Raw genomic sequence first — 16,319 nt, 5'->3', positions numbered from 1 at the left:
CCGTACGAGCACGTGTCGGGAGGATCTTTCCGTCTCGTCGTGGGGCGCGCCACTGGAAAAAGCCCCTCCGCTTGCGGCTGTTGGGGTGCCTCGGCGCTGCCCGGTCGTCGTCGGGGTGTCTCAGTCGAAGCGGAGAGTGCCCGTCCGGGTCCTCTTCAGCTCGAAGAAGTCCGGGTAGTTGGCCAGCGCGCGGGCTCCGTCGAAGATCCGGGCGGCTTCCTCGCCGCGCGGGATGGAGTTGAGCACCGGGCCGAAGAAGGCGACGCCGTCGATGTGGATGGTGGGCGTGCCCACGTCCTCGCCGACCGGGTCCATGCCCTCGTGGTGGCTCTTGCGTAGTTCCTCGTCGTAGGCGTCGCTGTCGGCGGCGGCCAGCAGCGCGTCGGGCAGACCGCGGGCGGCGAGGGCCTCGGCGGCGACCGCGCGGTAGTCCTTGTTCCCGCCGTTGTGGATGCGGGTGCCCAACTCGTCGTAGAGGCCCGGCAGTACCTCGTCGCCGTGGTGGTGCGCGGCGGCGGTGCAGATCCGGATCAGCGCGAGGGAGTTGTCGACCATCTCGCGGTACCAGTCGGGCAGTTCACGGCCCTCGTTGAGGACGTGCAGGCTCATCAGCCGGAAGTTCAGGTCCAGTTGCCGGTGCTGTGCCACCTCGAGTATCCAGCGGGAGGTGATCCAGGCGAAGGGGCATGCCGGGTCGAAGTAGAAGTCGACCTTGGCGGTGTCCGTACCGGCGCCGGAGGCCGACGCGGTGGCGGGCGTGTCTGCGGTCATGCGATGGACTCCTCGTGGACGGCGACGAGCGTGCCGTCGCGGTCACGGACAGGGGCGGTCGGCTCGGCGTACCGCTCGCGCGGGCGCCGCTAGGGCCTGCAACAGGCCCTAGCGGACCCTACCGGTGGCGCCCATGGGCAGACCGGTCTTTTTGCGGGACGCTCGCCCGCGGGCCCGGCGACTGCCCCTCCCGACCCTCCACGCCGTCCGCACGGGTGGTTCAGAGGCGCAGGTACGCCGGCGCTCCGGGTGCGGTGGCCTCGGCGACCGTGCCGTCCTTCGCGGGGTCGTCGCGCAGAAGGTCGGCCACGATCTCGGTGGCGAGCCGGTGCCAGGTGGACAGGCGGCGCAGCATGGCGTGTTCCGCCCCGCTGATCATGACCATTCCGGCATGCGCCCCGGCCGTGCGCGCCCGCAGCACGAAGTTCACGGAGTCGTCCGCGCCGGTGATCCGGTCGGCGTCCCCGTGCAGCACCACGAGCCGCTGTCCGTGCAGATGGACGGCGGGCTCGGCGGCGGGCAGCCAGGGAGCGAGCGCCAGCACCCCGCGCACGGACGGGTGGGCGGCCGCGTGCAGGGCGGCCCGGCCGCCCATGGAGTGGCCGACCAGCACGACGGGCAGCGGGCCGAACCTCTCCTGGAGTTCTCCGAGGGCGCGCAGCACGTCGTCGGCGGCCGCTCCGCCGTTCCAGCCGCGGTGCCGGTAGCGCACCTCGCCGAGCACGATGCCGTCCGACGGCAGCCCGGTGGCGACGGCGCGCAGGATGGGGCGCATACGCAGCGCCGCGAGGTGCCAGGGCCGGCTGACGGAGACGTCCTCGGCCCGGCCGCCGTGCAGGGTGAGCACCGCGGCCTTCGGGGACTTCGGGGCGTAGCGGACGACCAGCGCGCTCTCGGGGCCTTCCAAGCCCTCGCCGCCCTGGTGCCGTGTCGTCTCGTCCGGGCCGTCGCTGTGGACTCTCAACGGGGGCGCCTTCCCTTCGGGCGGTGGTACGGGATCGTCACGTGGAATCCGTAGCCGCTCGGCACGCGGCTTGGTCGGAGGGTCCCGTTCCGCCTACTGCGACGGGCGGGGCAGAAGCACGTCTGAGAGGGTCGGACCGGGGCACATGTGCTCAGGCAAGGACTTATCACCGCCATGACAGAGGTGAATCATGACCAGCCGGACCAAGGATCTGACCCCGAAGTACACCGTGCCGGGCCTCGAACGTGAGGCGGCGGGCAAGCTCATCGGTCTGCTCCGCCTCCGTCTGCACGCGCTCAACGACCTCCACCTCACGCTGAAGCACGTGCACTGGAACGTGGTGGGACCGCACTTCATCGCGGTGCACGAGATGATCGACCCGCAGGTCGACCGGGTCCGTGACATGGCCGACGACGTGGCCGAGCGGACCGCGGCCCTCGGCGGCGTCGCCCAGGGCACGCCGGGCGCGCTGGTGGCCGAGCGCACCTGGGACGACTACTCCATCGGCCGGGGCGACGCCATCGCGCACCTCGCCGCGCTCGACGTGGTCTACACGGGTGTGATCGAGGGCGTACGGGCCGCGGTCAAGGAGGCGGGCGAGATCGACCCCGCGACCGAGGACCTGCTGATCGAGCAACTGCGCGACCTGGAGCAGTTCCAGTGGTTCGTGCGGGCGCACCTGGAGAGCGCGCGGGGCACGCTCGCCACCGAGGACGCGCACTCCGAGAAGGAGGCGGCCGCCAAGGGCGCCAAGGTCAGCTGAGTCACCGGTACGGAATTCGCCGCGCGCCGCCGCCCCTTCTCGGGCGGCGGCGCGCGGCGTTTTCCGTGTCCGGTCGACCTGTCCGGTCAGGGGGGCGCGTCGCCCCGGTCCCGTTCGGTGCGCAGGACCTCCTCCAGGTCGCCGAGCCGGTCCAGGCCCTGCACGGCGCGCGAGGTGCGGTTGTTGGCGGCGAGCAGGTCGCGGTGGCGGTGGGTGAAGGCCCAGTACCCGGTGGTGTAGGGGCAGGCCCGGTCCCCCGTACGGTCTCCGGGCCTATAGGCGCAGCCACCACAGAAGTCGCTCATGCGGTGGATGTAGGCCCCACCGGAGGTGTACGGCTTGGTGGTCATCCGGCCGCCGTCGGCGTACTGGGACATGCCGACGACGTTGGGCAGCATCACCCAGTCGTACCCGTCGACGAAGCAGCGGTGGAACCAGTCGGTGACGGCGCGCGGCTCCCAGCCCTTCTGGAGGGCGTGGCTGCCGAGCAGCATCAGACGCGGGATGTGGTGGGTCCAGCCGGTGTCGCGCACCTGGGCGAGCGCGGTGGACAGACAGCGGGCGGTGACGGCGTCGGCGTCGAGTTCGAGGAACCAGTCGGGCAGCGGGGCGTGGGCGCCGAGAGCGTTGCGGTTCCGGTAGTCCTCCCCGAAGTACCAGTAGAGCTGCCACACGTACTCGCGCCAGCCCGCGACCTGCCGGATGAAGCCCTCGGCGCTGGAGATCGGCGTGTCACCCGCGCGCCAGGCGTCCTCGGCGGTGTGGACGACCTCGGCCGGGTCGAGGAGGCCGAGGTTCAGGGAGGAGGAGAGGAGGCTGTGGCTCATCACCGGGTCGGCGGCGAGCATGGCGTCCTCGTGCGGGCCGAATCCGGCGAGCCGGTGCCCGGTGAAGCGGCGCAGCGCGGCCAGCGCCTCGCGGCGGGTGGCGGGGAAGCGGCGCGGGCCGTCGCGGCCGACGAAGGTGATGCCCTCCTCCCGCTCCCAGCGATCGAGGTCGGCGCGTACCTCGGCGTCGATGTCGTCCTCGCGGGGCCGGTAGGGCTTGGGCGCGTCGAGGGTGCGGGCCCCCTTGGGCGGGGGTTCGCGGTTGTCGTGGTCGTGGTTCCAGCGGCCCCCGGCGGGTTCGCCGCCGTCCATGAGGAGGTCCAGCTCACGGCGTACCCAGTGGTAGAAGTCCTCCTGGCGCAGCTGTCGGCCGTCGCGTCCGTCGGCCCAGGCGCGGAAGGCGTCCTGCGGGAACAGGAAGCCCCTGGCGGGCAGCACGCGCACCTGGTCCAGTGCGCGGACCAGGCCGAGGGCGGCGCGTGAGGTCGGGTGGTGCACGGTGAGCGGGGCGTCGCCGACCGCCTCGCGCAGGCCGTCGCGGTAGGTCTCGGCGCGGACGTAGCGGGCGCGGTCGCCTAGTTCGGCGGCCCGGTGGCGCATCGCGGAGAGGATCAGCTGGGCCTTGGCCCGGTGGAAGCGGCGGCGGCGGAACACCGAGCGCGCTTCGATCATGACCACGGGGGCGTTCCGGTCGGGTCCGCCCGGTCCGGGGGTGAGGAAGTGGGGGCCGAGTTGGTCTCCGAACAGCCAGTGCCGGTCGGTCATCGCGGCCACTCCTCGATCGGGGCTACGTGCGGCGGACCGCACAGGCGGGGACGTATCCATGTGGCGTGGATCTCATGGCCGTCCGGTGAAACACTTGCCGTTTGACAACTATGACCATGAAGCAAGAAAGTATCGGTGTCATAGCAGGAGGGGAAGGATCTGGGATGTTCCGGTCGGCGGAGGCCGCTCCGTTCGCCGGTCACCGGCCACGATCCACGGCAGCCCTGGCGGCTGCGGACCGGCTCGCTCAGGCGGTCCGGGTGCCGGAGGACTCGTCGTACCCGTGTATCTGTTCCGAAGCCACCGCGCAGAACGCCTCGAGCCCGGTGAGCAGGGCGCTGCGGTCCCCGGACGACATCCGCTCCAGCACCGAGCGCAGCGTCTCCTCGCGCCGGGCGCGCAGGTCCGTCAGGAAGGCCCGGCCCCGGTTGCTGAGGTACAGGCGCACCTCGCGCCGGTCCGTACGGCTCAGTTCGCGCTCGACGAATCCCGCGGCCTGGAGCCGGTCGCACAGACGGCTGGTCGAGGGCGGGGTGGAGGCGAGATGGTCCGCGAGGGTGCGCAGGTTGATGCCCTCCTGGTGCTCCAGGATGAGCAGCACACGCAGCTGGGACGCGGAGGCGGGTGCTGTGGAGGCACGGCCCCACAGGACTTCCAGCAGTTCCGCGGCCGTCGAGGTCACACGCGCGACTTCGACGGGTTCTGGGCGGGGGTGGAAGTTCGTCACGGTCACACTCTCGCAGGTACGGGGACGACCCACAGCCTACTAGCAGGCAAGACGGTCCGGAATATCCAAGAAGACGGCACGCTACCTCCACCACTCGGCCCATCGCGGGGCGGGCGTAGCGTTCTCACGGGTGAGAGATTGGCATACCTACGATCGTGAACAGATTCATGGCTGTCGAGCGGGCGCTGCGCACGGCGCCCCCCTACGCCCTGGCCGACGCCGTCCGCCGGGAGCTGGCCGCGCACTACGCGGCCGAGGCCGTGGAGTTCCTCCTGGCCGATTACAGCCTCACCGTGCTCCAGCCGGTCACCACACCGGCCCACGCGCTGCCCCCGGTCTCCCTGCGCAACAGCGCCGCGGGCCGTGCCTTCGGCGCGCAGGAACCCTTCCTGGAGGGCGTCGCGGAGGACAGGGTGCGGGTCCAGTTGCCCGTGACCGTGCACGGAGACCGGCTGGGGGTGCTCACGGTGACCCTGCCCGACACCGAGGAGACCCGCGCGGCGCTGCCCGAGCTGGCCGCGATCGCCCAGGTGCTGGGGCACGAGGTGCTGGTCGCCGACCGCGAGACCGACCTGTATCTCCAGGCCCGGCGGCAGGACCGGCTCACCCTGGCCGCCGAGATGCAGTGGCAGCTGCTGCCCGGCCGCTCCTGCTCGCTGCCCGAGTTCGACCTCGGCGCCCAGCTGGAGCCCGCGTACGCGATACACGGCGACAACTACGACTGGTCGTCCACCGCGGACCAGCTCACCCTGTACGTCTCCAACGGCATGGGCGAGGGCATAGAGGCCGCGCTGCTCACCAACCTCGCGGTCAACGCCCTGCGCAACGCCCGCAGGGCCGGCATCCCGCTCGCCGACCAGGCGGCCCTGGCCGACCAGGCGGTGTACGCCCAGTACCAGGGACACCGCCATCTGTCGGTGCTGATGCTGGACTTCGACCTCGCCACCGGGCGCACCAAGGTGGTGGACGCGGGCTGCCCGCAGATGCTGCGGCTGCGCGACGGCGCCGTGGAGCGCATCGGCTTCGACGCCCAGCTGCCGCTCGGCATGTTCGAGGAGACCGACTACGTCACCCAGCACTTCCAGGTCGAGCCGGGCGACCGGCTGGTGTTCGTCAGCGACGGCGTGTACGCGGTCGCGTCGCCCAAGGGCGAGGCGTACGGGGACTCCGCGCTGACGCGGGCCATCCAGTCCACCCGGCTGCTCCCGGCCTCGGAGGTGCCCGGGGCGGTACTGCGCGAGCTGGCCGAGCACCGCGGCACCCCGGCCCCGGACGACGACGCGCTGGTGGTCTGCCTGGACTGGCACGGCCGCTGACGGCCCCGTTCATCGCGCACCGGCCCGGTGCGACCGCCGGACCCACACGGCGGCCGCACCGGGCCGGAGCTTTTCAGTCGACCAGCCGCAGCGAGCGGCGGGCCGGGGTCGCACGCGGTTCCCCGGCGGCCACCGGCGCCCCCGTGTCCGCGTCGACATAGCTGACCCGGATCACCGGATCGCCGGGCGTGTCACGGCCGACGGAGGCGTCCAGGGCGAACAGGACCGCCACCGGGCGGGCCGCGTCACCCTCGCCGTGGACGCCGGAGTAGTGCAGGATGCGCCAGCCGTCGCTCTCCCAGTGATCCAGCAGCGCCGACCGCACCACGGGTGAAGTGGTCTGCCAGGCAAGGGAGTTCTCCAGCAGTTCGACGCTGGCGGCCACCGGCACCCGCTGTGTGCCGCCCCCGCCGGTCAGCGGGTGGCCGAACACGCGCAGCCGGGTGCGGCGCAGCGGCAGCAGCCACCACCGGTCCAGGTCGGCCGAGAGCGCGAACAGCACCAGGGCGCCCACAACAAGCAGCACGGCCGAGGTCACCGGCCGGTCCCCCGGCGCGCCCCACCAGGTGCGACGCGCCACCGCCGCCGTGACCCCGCCCGTCAGGACGAGCGCGGCGCGGGCGAAGGCACGCCAGGTGACCGGTGTGTCCTCGCTCGCGGAGCAGCCGCAGGACGCCTGAGGGGCCCGGGCACGGCCGTACCCGAGATAGCCGAGGAACGCCGCCCCGAGGACCGCGGTGGCCGCTCCTGGCAGCGCGCTGCCGGGTACCGCCAGCAGAGCTCCGGCCAGGAGCAGTTCGGCCCACCCCGTGGCACGGAGCACCAGGACGGCCCGCTCGCTGCTGCTCAGCAGGCGGGCCAGTGCGGTCTTCGGCGCCGTACGGACGACGTTCCGGCCGAGGGCCTTCACCGCGCCGGCCCAGCCGAGCAGCCCGGCGAGGAGGAGCGGGACGAGTCCCGTGATCAGTGACAGCATCTGCGCCTCTCCCGATGTCCGATGTTCGACGTCCGATGTCAGTGCCCGACGGAGATACGGACGACGTCCACGGAGTCGTCGGACGGCCGCCAGGCGCCCAGCACTTGGGCGCTCTGTCCGATGCGCAGCCGGGACAGGTCCGAGGTCAGTCCGCGTCCGGCGTAGGAGGCGCCGGTGTCGGGGAGGATGTTGCCGACGACCTCGTGCTGTCCGTGGGCGAGGTGGACGCGGTTCCTGGCGATGCCCCGGATCTGGGTGTCGAGGTTGACGATGTTCACCCAGACCGCGTCGGCGGCCACCGTGCCGTCGGGCATGGGGACTCCGCGCGCGTAGAGCCCGTCGCCGACCTCGATGACCTCGGCGGTGGTGGGCCGGACCTTCCACACGCTGGTGACGTTGGTCATCCGTACCCGCGCGTGGCCGCCGGTGGAGCCGGCCACCTCCAGCACACTGCCGGTGATGCCGGTGATCCTCCCTTCCACGAAGGAGGACTTGGCGATGGCCGGGTCCAGCGAGGGCTCGGCCGCGAAGGCCGCGTCGGCGTCCAGCCCGCCGAGTGCGCTGGCGCCGACGATGGTCGCGCCGCCGAGGGCGGCGGTGGTGAGGAAGCGGCGGCGGCGCAGCCCCTCGGGGGGCATACCCGGGTTGTTCGTCGCGTTCATGTCGGGCCTCCTCACTCGTAGCTGTAGACGGGGAGCCTGCCGGAGCTGAGGTTGCCGATCGCCGAGAAGGCGGCCGGGGTCAGGTCGAGCACGCGGTTGGTGCGGCAGGCGCCGTTGCAGCAGGTGGCCTCGCCGCACCAGTCCTTGGTCCGGGGGCCGCAGTCGGTGATGGTGATGCACACCGTGGCGCCGGAGCACTGGTGGCGGACGTTCATCACCGAACCGCAGCCGCGCCGGGGGATGTTCTCGCCGCAGAGGTCGGGCCGGGTGATGTTGAAACAGTTCGCCGAGGCGTTGGGCCAGGCGCCGTGGTGCGCGCTGGACTGGCAGTTGCCGCAGGCGCCGCCACCGGCGCTGCCGCAGGGCCCCCATGAGTTGCCGCAGCAGAACCAACTGGTCTCACCGGCCCAGAGGCTGGTCGATCCACAAGCCATCGTGCGGTCCTCCCTTATTGCAGGTACATGACAAACTTGGGATGGGGCGGAGCGATGGAGCGATGGAGCGCTCCCATGATGCGCGCGTCTACGCGGGTTGCATAGAGCACGCACGCGGTGCCTGACGGTGATCTTCCGGGAGTGCGGAAGGTCACCGCTCGCCCCTGGGCTGGGATTCGATGGACCCCGTACGGCACGATGGCCTCATGGTGAACCGCAGTCAGATGTTTGAGGAAGCGATCCCCCCGGCGGTGGCGTACTCGCGGGCCGACGGAGAGCTGTGGGTGATCGGACTGCGCGGGCACCTCGACCCCGAGGAACTCGAGACGGTGGAGGACGCGACCGAGGACGCCCTGGTCGGCTGGACGGGGCCGCTCGTGTTCGACCTCAGGGAGGTCGGCTTCTGCGACTCCTCCCTGCTCAACCATCTGCTGCGTACGGCCCGGCGCCGGAGCGTCGGCGTCTTCGGCGGTGACGGAACCGTGCGGCGCCTGCTGGAACTCACGGGAGCGGGCCGGGTGCTGCCCTCGCATCCCGATCTGGAGTCGGTCCGTGCCGCCCTGTCCTCGCTGCCGCGTCAGGCACGGCCGTGAGCGGTTCTGTCCCTCTTGTCGGCGTGTACCGTCCGGGCGGGGGCACGTGCAGGGAAAGCACGCCCGCACGAAAGGGGCTCATGTTCACCGCACACTCCCAGGCATCGTCACCGGCCGACGCACGTCGGCTCGCGGCGGCGTACCTGGACGCGCACTGTCCGGGCGCGGACACGGAGGCGGTGCAGATCGTCGTGAGCGAGCTGGTCACCAACGCCGTCCGGCACACCCCCGACGGCACCTGGTCGCTCGTCCTCAGACACGAGGAGGGGCAGCTCGTCCTGGAGATCTCCGACGACAGCCCCGAACTGCCCACTCCGCGCCCGAACCCGCCCCTGGACGGCAGGGGGGGACTCGGTCTCGGGCTGGTGGAGAGACTCAGCGACCACACCGCCATCGCCCCCACCACACGGGGCAAGACGATCACCGCGTGGTGGAAGCTGCCCGCCGGTGACCTCGCGGAGCGGTCGGCCACGGAGCACTGAGGCGGTCGGTCCCGGAGCGCTGAGGCGGTCGGTCCCGGAGCGCTGAGGCTCAGGACGAGGTGGAACCGGCCTCGTCGGCGAGTTCCCCGCCGGGCCCGACGGTCTCGGCGGTGCCGTCCGCGGCGGCGGTGAGGTACTCGGCGGTCCCGGTGAGCGCCAGCATCCGGATCAGCTGCACCGGCCGGTGCCGCAGGTGCAGGGTGATGCCCGCCGGGTGGGTCCGGCGCCGCAGCGTGAGCAGGGCGGACAGCCCACTGGAGTCGAGCAGGCGCAGGCCCGCGCAGTTCATGTGCAGCTCGCGCAGGACCGGGCCGTGGTCCACGGCGTGCGCGTCCAGCGTCTCGCCCACGACGTCGAGGAACTCGTCCCCGGTCTCGAAGTCGAGGACTCCCTGGAGGGTCAGCCGTATCGTGCGCGGGTCGACGGCTTCGACGGTGACGGAGAAGCCGACGGGCTGGTGGAAGGTCATGCGGTCTTTCCTGGGCGGGAGCTGGTTCGGGTGGCGGGCGGCGCGGGCAGGGCCGCCCCGGCCGCCTTGAGGAAGCCGAGGGCGCGGGGGAAGTCGCGCAGTTCCTCCCCCAGGATGTCCAGCCCCGTCCGCAGACTGTGCGGGGGAACGCGGCGGGCCCGGAGGATCTCCGCGCTCCACAGGATGAAGCCGGTGAACAGCTCCGTGTCGTCCACGTAGAGGGCGGTGGCCAGGAAGTCCACGATGTGCGCGAGGTCCTCGGCGGTGCGCTCGCGCTGGACCTCGGTGTACGCGCGCATGCCGGGCCAGCGTGTCTCCAGCGTCGCGAGGGACTGCCGGACGAGGGCGGAACGGTTCCCCTTGATCAGGGTGTACTCCTGGTCCGCCAGGTGGGGCAGGTCGTCGACCTGCTGCCGCGTGACGGGCTCGGGGCGGATCAGCCCGTCCGCCAGCAACCCGGCGGCCGCGCGGGCGTCGGGGGCCCAGGCGTCGGCGCCGATCAGCCGGGCGTAGCGGCCGTCCTCGCCGAAGGCCGCCCCACCGACCATGACGGGGATGCCGACGGACTGCACGGCCGTCACCGCGGTGTGCGCGCTCGGCAGGTGCAGGGGCAGCGAGGCCGAGAGCAGCGTGGCCACCGGGTTGGTCGCGTGCAGGTGCGCGATCAGATGGGGGGTGGAGGTGTGGGCGCCCAGGAAGTCCACCTGCCAGCCGCGCCCGGTGAGCACCTCGGCGAGCAGCCGGGCGGGCAGCACATGCCATTCGCCGTCCACGCAGGCGACCGTGATCCGGGGCCGGGACCCCGAGCGGGCGGGCGCCGGGACGCGGTGGGCGAGAGCGGCGATGACCCGGTCGATGATCGCGGTGGCCGCGTGCTCCTCGGCGACGCTGATCCGGTCGGCGGCCCATTCCGTGCCGACCCGGCGCTGGACCCCGCCGAGCACCTCCAGCAGCAGACTCTCCCGGCCCGCTCCCTCGTCGGCCGCCGCGAACACCTCGCGTACGGCAGCCGACTCGTCCTTGGCGATCACCGCGGCCCACAGCCGCTCCGACAGCTCCGCGCGGTCCTCCACCGTCGCGCCGGTACCGCTCATCGACGACCCGCCCCGTGTCCGGACACCGCGTCGTGCTGGCCGCCCACGGCGTGCAGGGCGCCGTGGCCGCCGGCCGGGTTGGTGATGGCGAGGCTGGCCATGTCGTCGTGCCGACCGCCGTCCAGCCACTGCGCCGCCAGCATCTGTACCCGCTCCACCACCGCTTCCGCGGGCATCCGGGCGCACGGGCCGAGGGCCGCGCGCAGCCGCTCCTCGCCGAAGAACTGGTCACCCAGCGGGCCGCCGGAGGCTTCGGTGATCCCGTCCGTGTAGAGCAGGCAGGTCTCCCCCGGCGCCAGCGACACATGGGCGCTGCGGGCGGTGACCTCGGGCATCGCGCCGACCAGCTGCCCCTGGGTCGGCGCCTCCTCCACCCGGCCGTCGCTCCTGATGATCAGCGGCGGCAGGTGTCCGGCACTGGTCAGCCGCAGCCGCACCTGGCCGGAGCGGCGGGTGACGGACGCCAGCACCAGCGTGGCGAACCGGGTGTGGTGGCCGTTGAGCAGGGCGCCGTTGAGCAGCGACAGCACCTGCTGGTGGTCGGCGGACAGCGGCAGCAGCGCGTGCAGGACGCTGCGGATCTTGCCGGTGAGGACGGCGGCCTCCAGCCCCTTGCCCGCCACGTCACCGAGGACGACGAAGGTCTCCTTGCCCGCGTCCGCGCCCGGATGGACGTCGTAGAAGTCGCCGCCCACCCGCTCGTGGTCGCGTGCCGCCCGGTAGGCACCCGCGTACTCGACGCCGTGGACGCGCTCCAGGCGCGGCGGCAGGAGTTCCCGCATGAGGGTGGTGGTGATGGAACGTTGTTCGGCGTACAGACGTGCGGCCGAGAGTGCCACCCCGGCCCGTGCGGCGAACAGCCGCGCGAAGACCTCCTCGCCCTCCGTGAACGCCTGGTGGGTGCTGGAGCGCAGCAGGATCAGCACGCCGGCGGGCACGCCGTGGCCCGGCAGCGGGGTGACTATGACCGATCCGATCGGGCCGTCGAAGTCCTCGGGCACGGCCCAGCCGGGCAGCTCGTCGGGGTCGATCCAGCGGGCGGGGACCGGCGGGAAGCCCTGGAGCGCCTCCGCGAGCCCGGCCACCGAGCGCGGGTCGATCTGCAGCATGGTCTGGGTGACCTCACCGCTCGACCGGGCATAGGTCAGCGGGTGACGGCGGCCCTGGGCGGGGGCGACGATCATCGCCGCGTCAGCGAGATGGCCCGCGGCCATCCGCGCGGTGACCGTCATGCACCGCTCGACGTTCAGCGAGGACAGCAGGGCGCTGGAGACCTCGGCGAGCAGGGCGGCGCGCTCGCGCTCGCCGCGCAGCGCCCGCTCGGCGAGGCGGCGGTCGGTGTCCTCCAGCAGCCACCACACGACGGTGCCGTCGCCGCAGTCGGAGGGATACGCCTCGAAGCTGCGTCCGGCGATCTCGCCCGACACACGATCCACCGGGGCTCCCGCGGCGCGCAGCGCACGGTCGGCCGAGGCCAGCCAGGCCGGCATGGCCGCCGCCGCGATGGAGTCCCCTGCCACAAGCGGTATCAGGCGGCGTGCCGCCTCGTTCGTCTCGACCACGGTCCCGTCGGTGTCGACCACCAGCACGGGACAGGGGGCGTTGTTCCACGCCGTGTCGACGCCGACACCGGTGGCCTGCGGACTATCGGGTGTACCCGGAGAAGAAATCACAGTCGGGGAGCGCGAGCGTGCGCTCCACCACCTCTCTGTCGATCGAGAACGTTTACCGATGACAACGGTCTCGCATCCACCGGCCACACGCAACGCCCGACAGATTTCCGCACATATTCACCACACCTGGAGCAAATCGCCCCCTTGACCGGTGGACAGCCTTGTGGGCGGGGGCAGTTCAGGCGGGTCAGGCGGGCACCAGGGAGTCGTCCTCGGGGCGCGCGCCGGGCAGCCGGTGCCGGGCCGCGATCAGCGCCGCGTCAATGTCGCGGGTGCCGGTGGCCACGCAGAGGGTGTAGGCGATGTCGTCCATACGCCGCCTGACCTCGGCGCCACCCTCCTGCGCTGCCAGGACGCACAGGGCGTCGTACTGCTCGATCAGGTTCTGCAGGACGGCGGGGTGGGCCATCAGCATCTGGAGTCTCCCTCTGATCCACGGTCACATGGGTGCTGCGTCCATCCGATTACCCTGGGTGCGTTCCGTCATGCCTGTCTTTCTTCACCCCGTCGCCCCCCGATCTACCGGAGATCTCCCCGTGTCCGTTCCCCTCGGCGAGGAGTTGGTGGCGCTGTTGCGCGGCGCCAGCACCTGCTACATCGCCACCACGATGCCCGACGGCTCGCCCCAGCTCACCCAGACGTGGGTCGACACCGACGGCGAGCATGTACTGATCAACAGCGTGGAGTCCCATCAGAAGACGCGGAACATCGCACGGGACCCGCGGGTGGCCGTCGCGGTCTCCGACCCTGCCGACCCCTCGTCGTACGTGCAGATCCGCGGCCGGGTGGTGCGGGTGACCACCGAGGGCGCGGTCGATCACATCGAGGCGCTCGCGCACCGGTACCTGGGCGGTCCCTATCCGTGGTTCGGCGGACGGGACCAGGTGCGGGTGATCTACGTCATCGAGCCGGAGCGGATCAGCAGCCCGCGCGGCTGACGGGTCACGCGGCCTCGGTCCCGGCCTCGGATGCCTCCTGGCCGACCGGGGCCGCCTGGCCGACCGGGGCCGCCTGGCCGACCGGGGCTGCCTCCCGCCTGCCGCCGTGGATCAGCCGCAGGTGGCGGGACCGGGCGTGGCGGGGCGGCTTGGGCGCACGGCTCAGCCAGTCCTCGGTACGGTCCATGCCGTACAGCAGCATGGTCACGACCGGCAGCAACAGAAACGCGACGATGGCCACGATGGGGGCTCCTCCCCGGCAGACAGCTCTGTACGGATGCCCGCCGCGCCTCCGGCCAGCGAGCGGCCGCTGTGAAGGTGCGGTGCGTTTCCGGTGCCCCCGTCCCGGCATCGCACGCCCCGCCGGTCTCTCCGTGCGCGGCAGCGACCGTGTAACGGGCCGTTCACGGGAGGCGGGACCTCGGGAAACACGCGCTTCGTAGCCTGCCGGTCCCGCCGGCCCTGGTACGAGGGCTCGGACCCGGCACCCGCACCGAGGGAGACGTGGCATGAGCGCGACGGAGTCACGACCGACGGCAGACGCAGAGACAGAGACAGAGGCGGACGCCGAGGCGCGGGCCGGCGGCCCGGCGACATCCGCCACGAGCCAGGCGACCAAGGAGACGCTGGAGGACTACACCCTCCGCTACGCGCCCCGGAGTTACCGCCGCTGGACCCCGATGGTGGTGGCCACCACGGCGCTCGGCGGCATCGCGTACATGGCCGACTTCTCGATCGGCGCGGGCATCGGCCTGGCGCACGGCACCGGCAACGCGCTGGTCGCCATCGCCGTGGCCGCCGTCGTCATCTTCGTCACCGGCTTCCCGCTCGCCTACTACGGCGCCCGCTACAACATCGACCTGGATCTGATCACCCGCGGTGCGGGCTTCGGCTACTACGGCTCGGTCCTGACCAGCGTCATCTTCGCCAGCTTCACCTTCATCTTCTTCGCGCTCGAGGGCTCGATCATGGCCCAGGGGCTACGCCTCGGGCTCGGACTCCCTTTGTGGCTGGGCTACTTGGTGTCCACGCTGATGGTGATCCCGCTGGTGGTCTACGGCATGAAGGCGCTCAGCAAGCTCCAGGTGTGGACGACACCGGTGTGGCTGGTGCTGATGGTCGGGCCGCTGGTGTACCTGGTGGCCAACGATCCGGGCACGGTCGACCGCTTCCTCTCCTACCCGGGCACCGGCGGCGACGGCGGCGTGAACACCGCCTCCGTGCTCCTCGGCGCGGGCGTCTGCCTCTCCCTCATCGCGCAGATCGGCGAGCAGATCGACTACCTGCGCTTCATGCCGCCCAAGACCGACGCGAACAAGCGCCGTTGGTGGACGGCCGTGGTGATGGCCGGGCCCGGCTGGGTGATGCTCGGCGCGCTGAAGCAGGCGATCGGGGTCTTCCTCGCGGTCTACATCCTGGCCTCGGTCGGCCCGTCGGTCGCGCCCGAGCCCATCCAGCAGTTCAAGGGCGCCTTCGACGCGATGCTGCCGTCCTGGCTGGTGGTGCCGCTGGCCGTGGTGCTGGTGGTGATCAGCCAGATCAAGATCAACGTGACGAACGCCTACTCCGGCTCGCTCGCCTGGACCAACTCCTTCACCCGCGTCACCGGGCGCTATCCCGGCCGCATGGTGTTCGTGCTGGTCAACCTGGGCTTCGCGCTCGCCCTGATGGAGGCCGACATGTTCAGCTTCCTGAACGGCATCCTGGGCTTCTACTCCAACTGCGCCATCGCCTGGGTGGTCACCGTCGCCACCGACATCGGCGTCAACAAGTATCTGCTCGAACTGTCCCCGCTCGTCCCGGAGTTCCGCCGCGGCATGCTCCACCCGGTCAACCCAGTGGGCGTGGTGTCCTTCGTCGCCGCCTCCGGGCTGTCCATCGCCATGTACTTCCACGCCTTCGGTGACACCCTCCAGCCGTACTCCCCCGTCGCCGCCGCGGTCATCGCCTTCGCCCTCACGCCCCTGATGGCCGTGGCCACCAAGGGCGCGTACTACCTGCGGCGCGCGGACGACGGCATCCCGGAACCGCTCCTGGACGCGGACGGCAACCCGAGCGGCACGGCGTACGACTGCCATGTCTGCCACCAGCCGTACGAGCGGCCCGATGTGACGGCGTGCGCCACGCACGACGCGGTGGTCTGCTCCCTGTGCCTGAGCACGGACCGGGTCGGCGACCATGTGCTGCCCGCGTCGGGCCAGTCGCTCGCGTAGCACGGTGTCACGGTCAGAACGTCCACCGGGTGTGGGTGAAGACCCCGCCCTCCCGCCCGAATCCGTACGCCGTGTCGGGCTCCACCGCGAACACCACGGACCGCCCGGTCCGGAACGCGTCCCCCATCCCGAAGAAGGTGCCCTCCGGCGAGGTGATGTGCGCCCCGTACTTCGCCTCGTAGGCCGCGATCACCTCCTCCAGCCTCGCCGGATCGGTGACCTGTTCCGCCCGCCCCTCCACGATCAGGTCGAGCCCCTCGGTGAGGGAGTTCCGCCCGGTGGTCAGCGCGCAGTGCGCGTCCCGCGTGAGGTTCTTCGCCTTCTGCTCCTCCGGCCCGGTGGAGAAGTACAGCACCCCGTCGTGCCAGGCAGCGAGCACGGGGGTGACGTGCAGCCTGCCGTCGGGGCGCACGGTGGACACCCAGAAGATCTCGGCGTCCGCGAGGTGGCGCTCGGCCTCGGGCCAGGGGGTGGGGGTGGCGTTCTCGGCGCCGGGGCGGGGGTGGAGAGCGGAGCTGTAGCGGGCGTCGAGTTCGGTGGTGGGGTCGGGGGTGGGCATCGGGGTCTCCTTCCGTCTGCCGGGAGTAACGACGCTGCCCCCGTTCGGTCGCCACCTCGCACGCGCGCACGCACGGACGCACGGCCGCGGCGA

Annotated in this window: 19 protein-coding genes; 6 read left to right on the top strand and 13 right to left on the bottom strand. The window is 71.9% G+C overall.

Annotated elements, in window-relative coordinates; genetic code table 11:
• Positions 1-120: 120 nt before the first annotated feature.
• Together ACIPPM_RS20065 and ACIPPM_RS20060 are read right to left on the bottom strand one after the other, a co-directional pair.
• Positions 121-771 (bottom strand): DsbA family protein, encoded by a 651-nt coding sequence (locus ACIPPM_RS20065; protein ID WP_401449503.1) that lies wholly within the window; start codon positions 769-771, stop codon positions 121-123.
• Positions 772-991: 220 nt separating this feature from the next.
• Positions 992-1,735, bottom strand: coding sequence for a dienelactone hydrolase family protein (locus tag ACIPPM_RS20060; RefSeq protein WP_401449500.1), 744 nt, complete (start codon positions 1,733-1,735; stop codon positions 992-994).
• A gap of 190 nt (positions 1,736-1,925) precedes the next feature.
• Between ACIPPM_RS20060 and ACIPPM_RS20055 the strand changes: the two genes are divergently transcribed.
• A complete protein-coding gene (locus ACIPPM_RS20055; protein WP_401449497.1) occupies positions 1,926-2,498 on the top strand; it encodes a Dps family protein in 573 nt (190 codons plus the stop codon).
• Between the two features lie 86 nt (positions 2,499-2,584).
• On the opposite strand, the gene ACIPPM_RS20050 is transcribed toward ACIPPM_RS20055, so the two are convergent.
• Complete coding sequence (locus ACIPPM_RS20050) at positions 2,585-4,090, bottom strand: cryptochrome/photolyase family protein (protein WP_401449494.1); 1,506 nt, start codon at positions 4,088-4,090, stop codon at positions 2,585-2,587.
• Positions 4,091-4,337: 247 nt separating this feature from the next.
• The gene (locus ACIPPM_RS20045) at positions 4,338-4,823 is read right to left on the bottom strand and encodes a MarR family winged helix-turn-helix transcriptional regulator (protein ID WP_388998459.1); all 486 of its coding nucleotides are present in this window, start codon (positions 4,821-4,823) and stop codon (positions 4,338-4,340) included.
• Between the two features lie 161 nt (positions 4,824-4,984).
• On the opposite strand from ACIPPM_RS20045, the gene ACIPPM_RS20040 reads away from it, so the two are divergent.
• A complete protein-coding gene (locus ACIPPM_RS20040; protein WP_401449490.1) occupies positions 4,985-6,133 on the top strand; it encodes a PP2C family protein-serine/threonine phosphatase in 1,149 nt (382 codons plus the stop codon).
• A 73-nt stretch (positions 6,134-6,206) separates the two neighbouring features.
• On the opposite strand, the gene ACIPPM_RS20035 is transcribed toward ACIPPM_RS20040, so the two are convergent.
• Genes ACIPPM_RS20035 through ACIPPM_RS20025 form a run of 3 tightly spaced genes read right to left on the bottom strand, consistent with a single transcriptional unit; the run spans position 6,207 to position 8,205 of the window.
• Positions 6,207-7,109: a MauE/DoxX family redox-associated membrane protein gene (locus tag ACIPPM_RS20035; RefSeq protein ID WP_401449487.1), complete on the bottom strand. Its 903-nt coding sequence runs from the start codon at positions 7,107-7,109 to the stop codon at positions 6,207-6,209.
• 38 nt (positions 7,110-7,147) lie between these two features.
• On the bottom strand, positions 7,148-7,771 hold the full coding sequence (locus ACIPPM_RS20030) for a cell wall protein (RefSeq protein WP_401449484.1): 624 nt from the start codon (positions 7,769-7,771) through the stop codon (positions 7,148-7,150).
• 11 nt (positions 7,772-7,782) lie between these two features.
• Positions 7,783-8,205: a hypothetical protein gene (locus tag ACIPPM_RS20025; protein ID WP_401449481.1), complete on the bottom strand. Its 423-nt coding sequence runs from the start codon at positions 8,203-8,205 to the stop codon at positions 7,783-7,785.
• A 206-nt stretch (positions 8,206-8,411) separates the two neighbouring features.
• On the opposite strand from ACIPPM_RS20025, the gene ACIPPM_RS20020 reads away from it, so the two are divergent.
• The gene (locus ACIPPM_RS20020) at positions 8,412-8,798 is read left to right on the top strand and encodes an STAS domain-containing protein (RefSeq protein ID WP_401449478.1); all 387 of its coding nucleotides are present in this window, start codon (positions 8,412-8,414) and stop codon (positions 8,796-8,798) included.
• An 80-nt stretch (positions 8,799-8,878) separates the two neighbouring features.
• Entirely contained in the window at positions 8,879-9,280 is a 402-nt protein-coding gene (locus ACIPPM_RS20015) for an ATP-binding protein (protein ID WP_401449475.1), read from the top strand.
• A 49-nt stretch (positions 9,281-9,329) separates the two neighbouring features.
• Here ACIPPM_RS20015 and ACIPPM_RS20010 read toward each other — a convergent pair whose 3' ends face one another.
• From ACIPPM_RS20010 to ACIPPM_RS19995, 4 genes are all read right to left on the bottom strand, one after another.
• Positions 9,330-9,749: an STAS domain-containing protein gene (locus ACIPPM_RS20010; RefSeq protein WP_401449472.1), complete on the bottom strand. Its 420-nt coding sequence runs from the start codon at positions 9,747-9,749 to the stop codon at positions 9,330-9,332.
• Entirely contained in the window at positions 9,746-10,843 is a 1,098-nt protein-coding gene (locus tag ACIPPM_RS20005; protein ID WP_401449469.1) for a B12-binding domain-containing protein, read from the bottom strand. The genes ACIPPM_RS20010 and ACIPPM_RS20005 overlap by 4 nt, the downstream gene beginning before the upstream one ends.
• Positions 10,840-12,516, bottom strand: coding sequence for a SpoIIE family protein phosphatase (locus tag ACIPPM_RS20000; RefSeq protein WP_401449466.1), 1,677 nt, complete (start codon positions 12,514-12,516; stop codon positions 10,840-10,842). The genes ACIPPM_RS20005 and ACIPPM_RS20000 overlap by 4 nt, the downstream gene beginning before the upstream one ends.
• A gap of 187 nt (positions 12,517-12,703) precedes the next feature.
• Positions 12,704-12,931 carry a DUF5133 domain-containing protein gene (locus tag ACIPPM_RS19995; protein ID WP_401449463.1) on the bottom strand — a complete coding sequence of 76 codons (228 nt, stop codon included), beginning with the start codon at positions 12,929-12,931 and terminating at the stop codon, positions 12,704-12,706.
• Positions 12,932-13,052: 121 nt separating this feature from the next.
• Between ACIPPM_RS19995 and ACIPPM_RS19990 the strand changes: the two genes are divergently transcribed.
• Positions 13,053-13,454, top strand: a complete 402-nt coding sequence (locus ACIPPM_RS19990) for a PPOX class F420-dependent oxidoreductase (protein ID WP_401449460.1) — start codon at positions 13,053-13,055, stop codon at positions 13,452-13,454.
• 4 nt (positions 13,455-13,458) lie between these two features.
• Here ACIPPM_RS19990 and ACIPPM_RS19985 read toward each other — a convergent pair whose 3' ends face one another.
• Positions 13,459-13,695, bottom strand: coding sequence for a hypothetical protein (locus tag ACIPPM_RS19985; RefSeq protein ID WP_401449457.1), 237 nt, complete (start codon positions 13,693-13,695; stop codon positions 13,459-13,461).
• Positions 13,696-13,963: 268 nt separating this feature from the next.
• On the opposite strand from ACIPPM_RS19985, the gene ACIPPM_RS19980 reads away from it, so the two are divergent.
• Positions 13,964-15,667 carry a purine-cytosine permease family protein gene (locus tag ACIPPM_RS19980; RefSeq protein WP_401449454.1) on the top strand — a complete coding sequence of 568 codons (1,704 nt, stop codon included), beginning with the start codon at positions 13,964-13,966 and terminating at the stop codon, positions 15,665-15,667.
• 13 nt (positions 15,668-15,680) lie between these two features.
• Here the strand turns inward: ACIPPM_RS19980 and ACIPPM_RS19975 are convergent, their stop codons facing one another.
• Positions 15,681-16,226: a pyridoxamine 5'-phosphate oxidase family protein gene (locus tag ACIPPM_RS19975; protein WP_401449451.1), complete on the bottom strand. Its 546-nt coding sequence runs from the start codon at positions 16,224-16,226 to the stop codon at positions 15,681-15,683.
• Positions 16,227-16,319: the final 93 nt, after the last annotated feature.

The organism is Streptomyces sp. NPDC090119 (assembly GCF_044747085.1).
Classification (GTDB): domain Bacteria; phylum Actinomycetota; class Actinomycetes; order Streptomycetales; family Streptomycetaceae; genus Streptomyces.
This window is presented reverse-complemented; position numbering and strand designations above follow the sequence as displayed.

Bases quoted from the DNA above. Each gene is read 5' to 3' on its own strand.
- ACIPPM_RS20020 (WP_401449478.1), top strand. From the start codon at position 8,412: ATGGTGAACCGCAGTCAGATGTTTGAGGAAGCGATCCCCCCGGCGGTG.
- ACIPPM_RS20025 (WP_401449481.1), bottom strand. From the start codon at position 8,205: ATGGCTTGTGGATCGACCAGCCTCTGGGCCGGTGAGACCAGTTGGTTC.
- ACIPPM_RS20035 (WP_401449487.1), bottom strand. From the start codon at position 7,109: ATGCTGTCACTGATCACGGGACTCGTCCCGCTCCTCCTCGCCGGGCTG.
- ACIPPM_RS20040 (WP_401449490.1), top strand. From the start codon at position 4,985: ATGGCTGTCGAGCGGGCGCTGCGCACGGCGCCCCCCTACGCCCTGGCC.
- ACIPPM_RS19975 (WP_401449451.1), bottom strand. From the start codon at position 16,226: ATGCCCACCCCCGACCCCACCACCGAACTCGACGCCCGCTACAGCTCC.
- ACIPPM_RS20050 (WP_401449494.1), bottom strand. From the start codon at position 4,090: ATGACCGACCGGCACTGGCTGTTCGGAGACCAACTCGGCCCCCACTTC.
- ACIPPM_RS19995 (WP_401449463.1), bottom strand. From the start codon at position 12,931: ATGCTGATGGCCCACCCCGCCGTCCTGCAGAACCTGATCGAGCAGTAC.
- ACIPPM_RS20055 (WP_401449497.1), top strand. From the start codon at position 1,926: ATGACCAGCCGGACCAAGGATCTGACCCCGAAGTACACCGTGCCGGGC.
- ACIPPM_RS20010 (WP_401449472.1), bottom strand. From the start codon at position 9,749: ATGACCTTCCACCAGCCCGTCGGCTTCTCCGTCACCGTCGAAGCCGTC.
- ACIPPM_RS20030 (WP_401449484.1), bottom strand. From the start codon at position 7,771: ATGAACGCGACGAACAACCCGGGTATGCCCCCCGAGGGGCTGCGCCGC.
- ACIPPM_RS20065 (WP_401449503.1), bottom strand. From the start codon at position 771: ATGACCGCAGACACGCCCGCCACCGCGTCGGCCTCCGGCGCCGGTACG.
- ACIPPM_RS19980 (WP_401449454.1), top strand. From the start codon at position 13,964: ATGAGCGCGACGGAGTCACGACCGACGGCAGACGCAGAGACAGAGACA.
- ACIPPM_RS20015 (WP_401449475.1), top strand. From the start codon at position 8,879: ATGTTCACCGCACACTCCCAGGCATCGTCACCGGCCGACGCACGTCGG.
- ACIPPM_RS20005 (WP_401449469.1), bottom strand. From the start codon at position 10,843: ATGAGCGGTACCGGCGCGACGGTGGAGGACCGCGCGGAGCTGTCGGAG.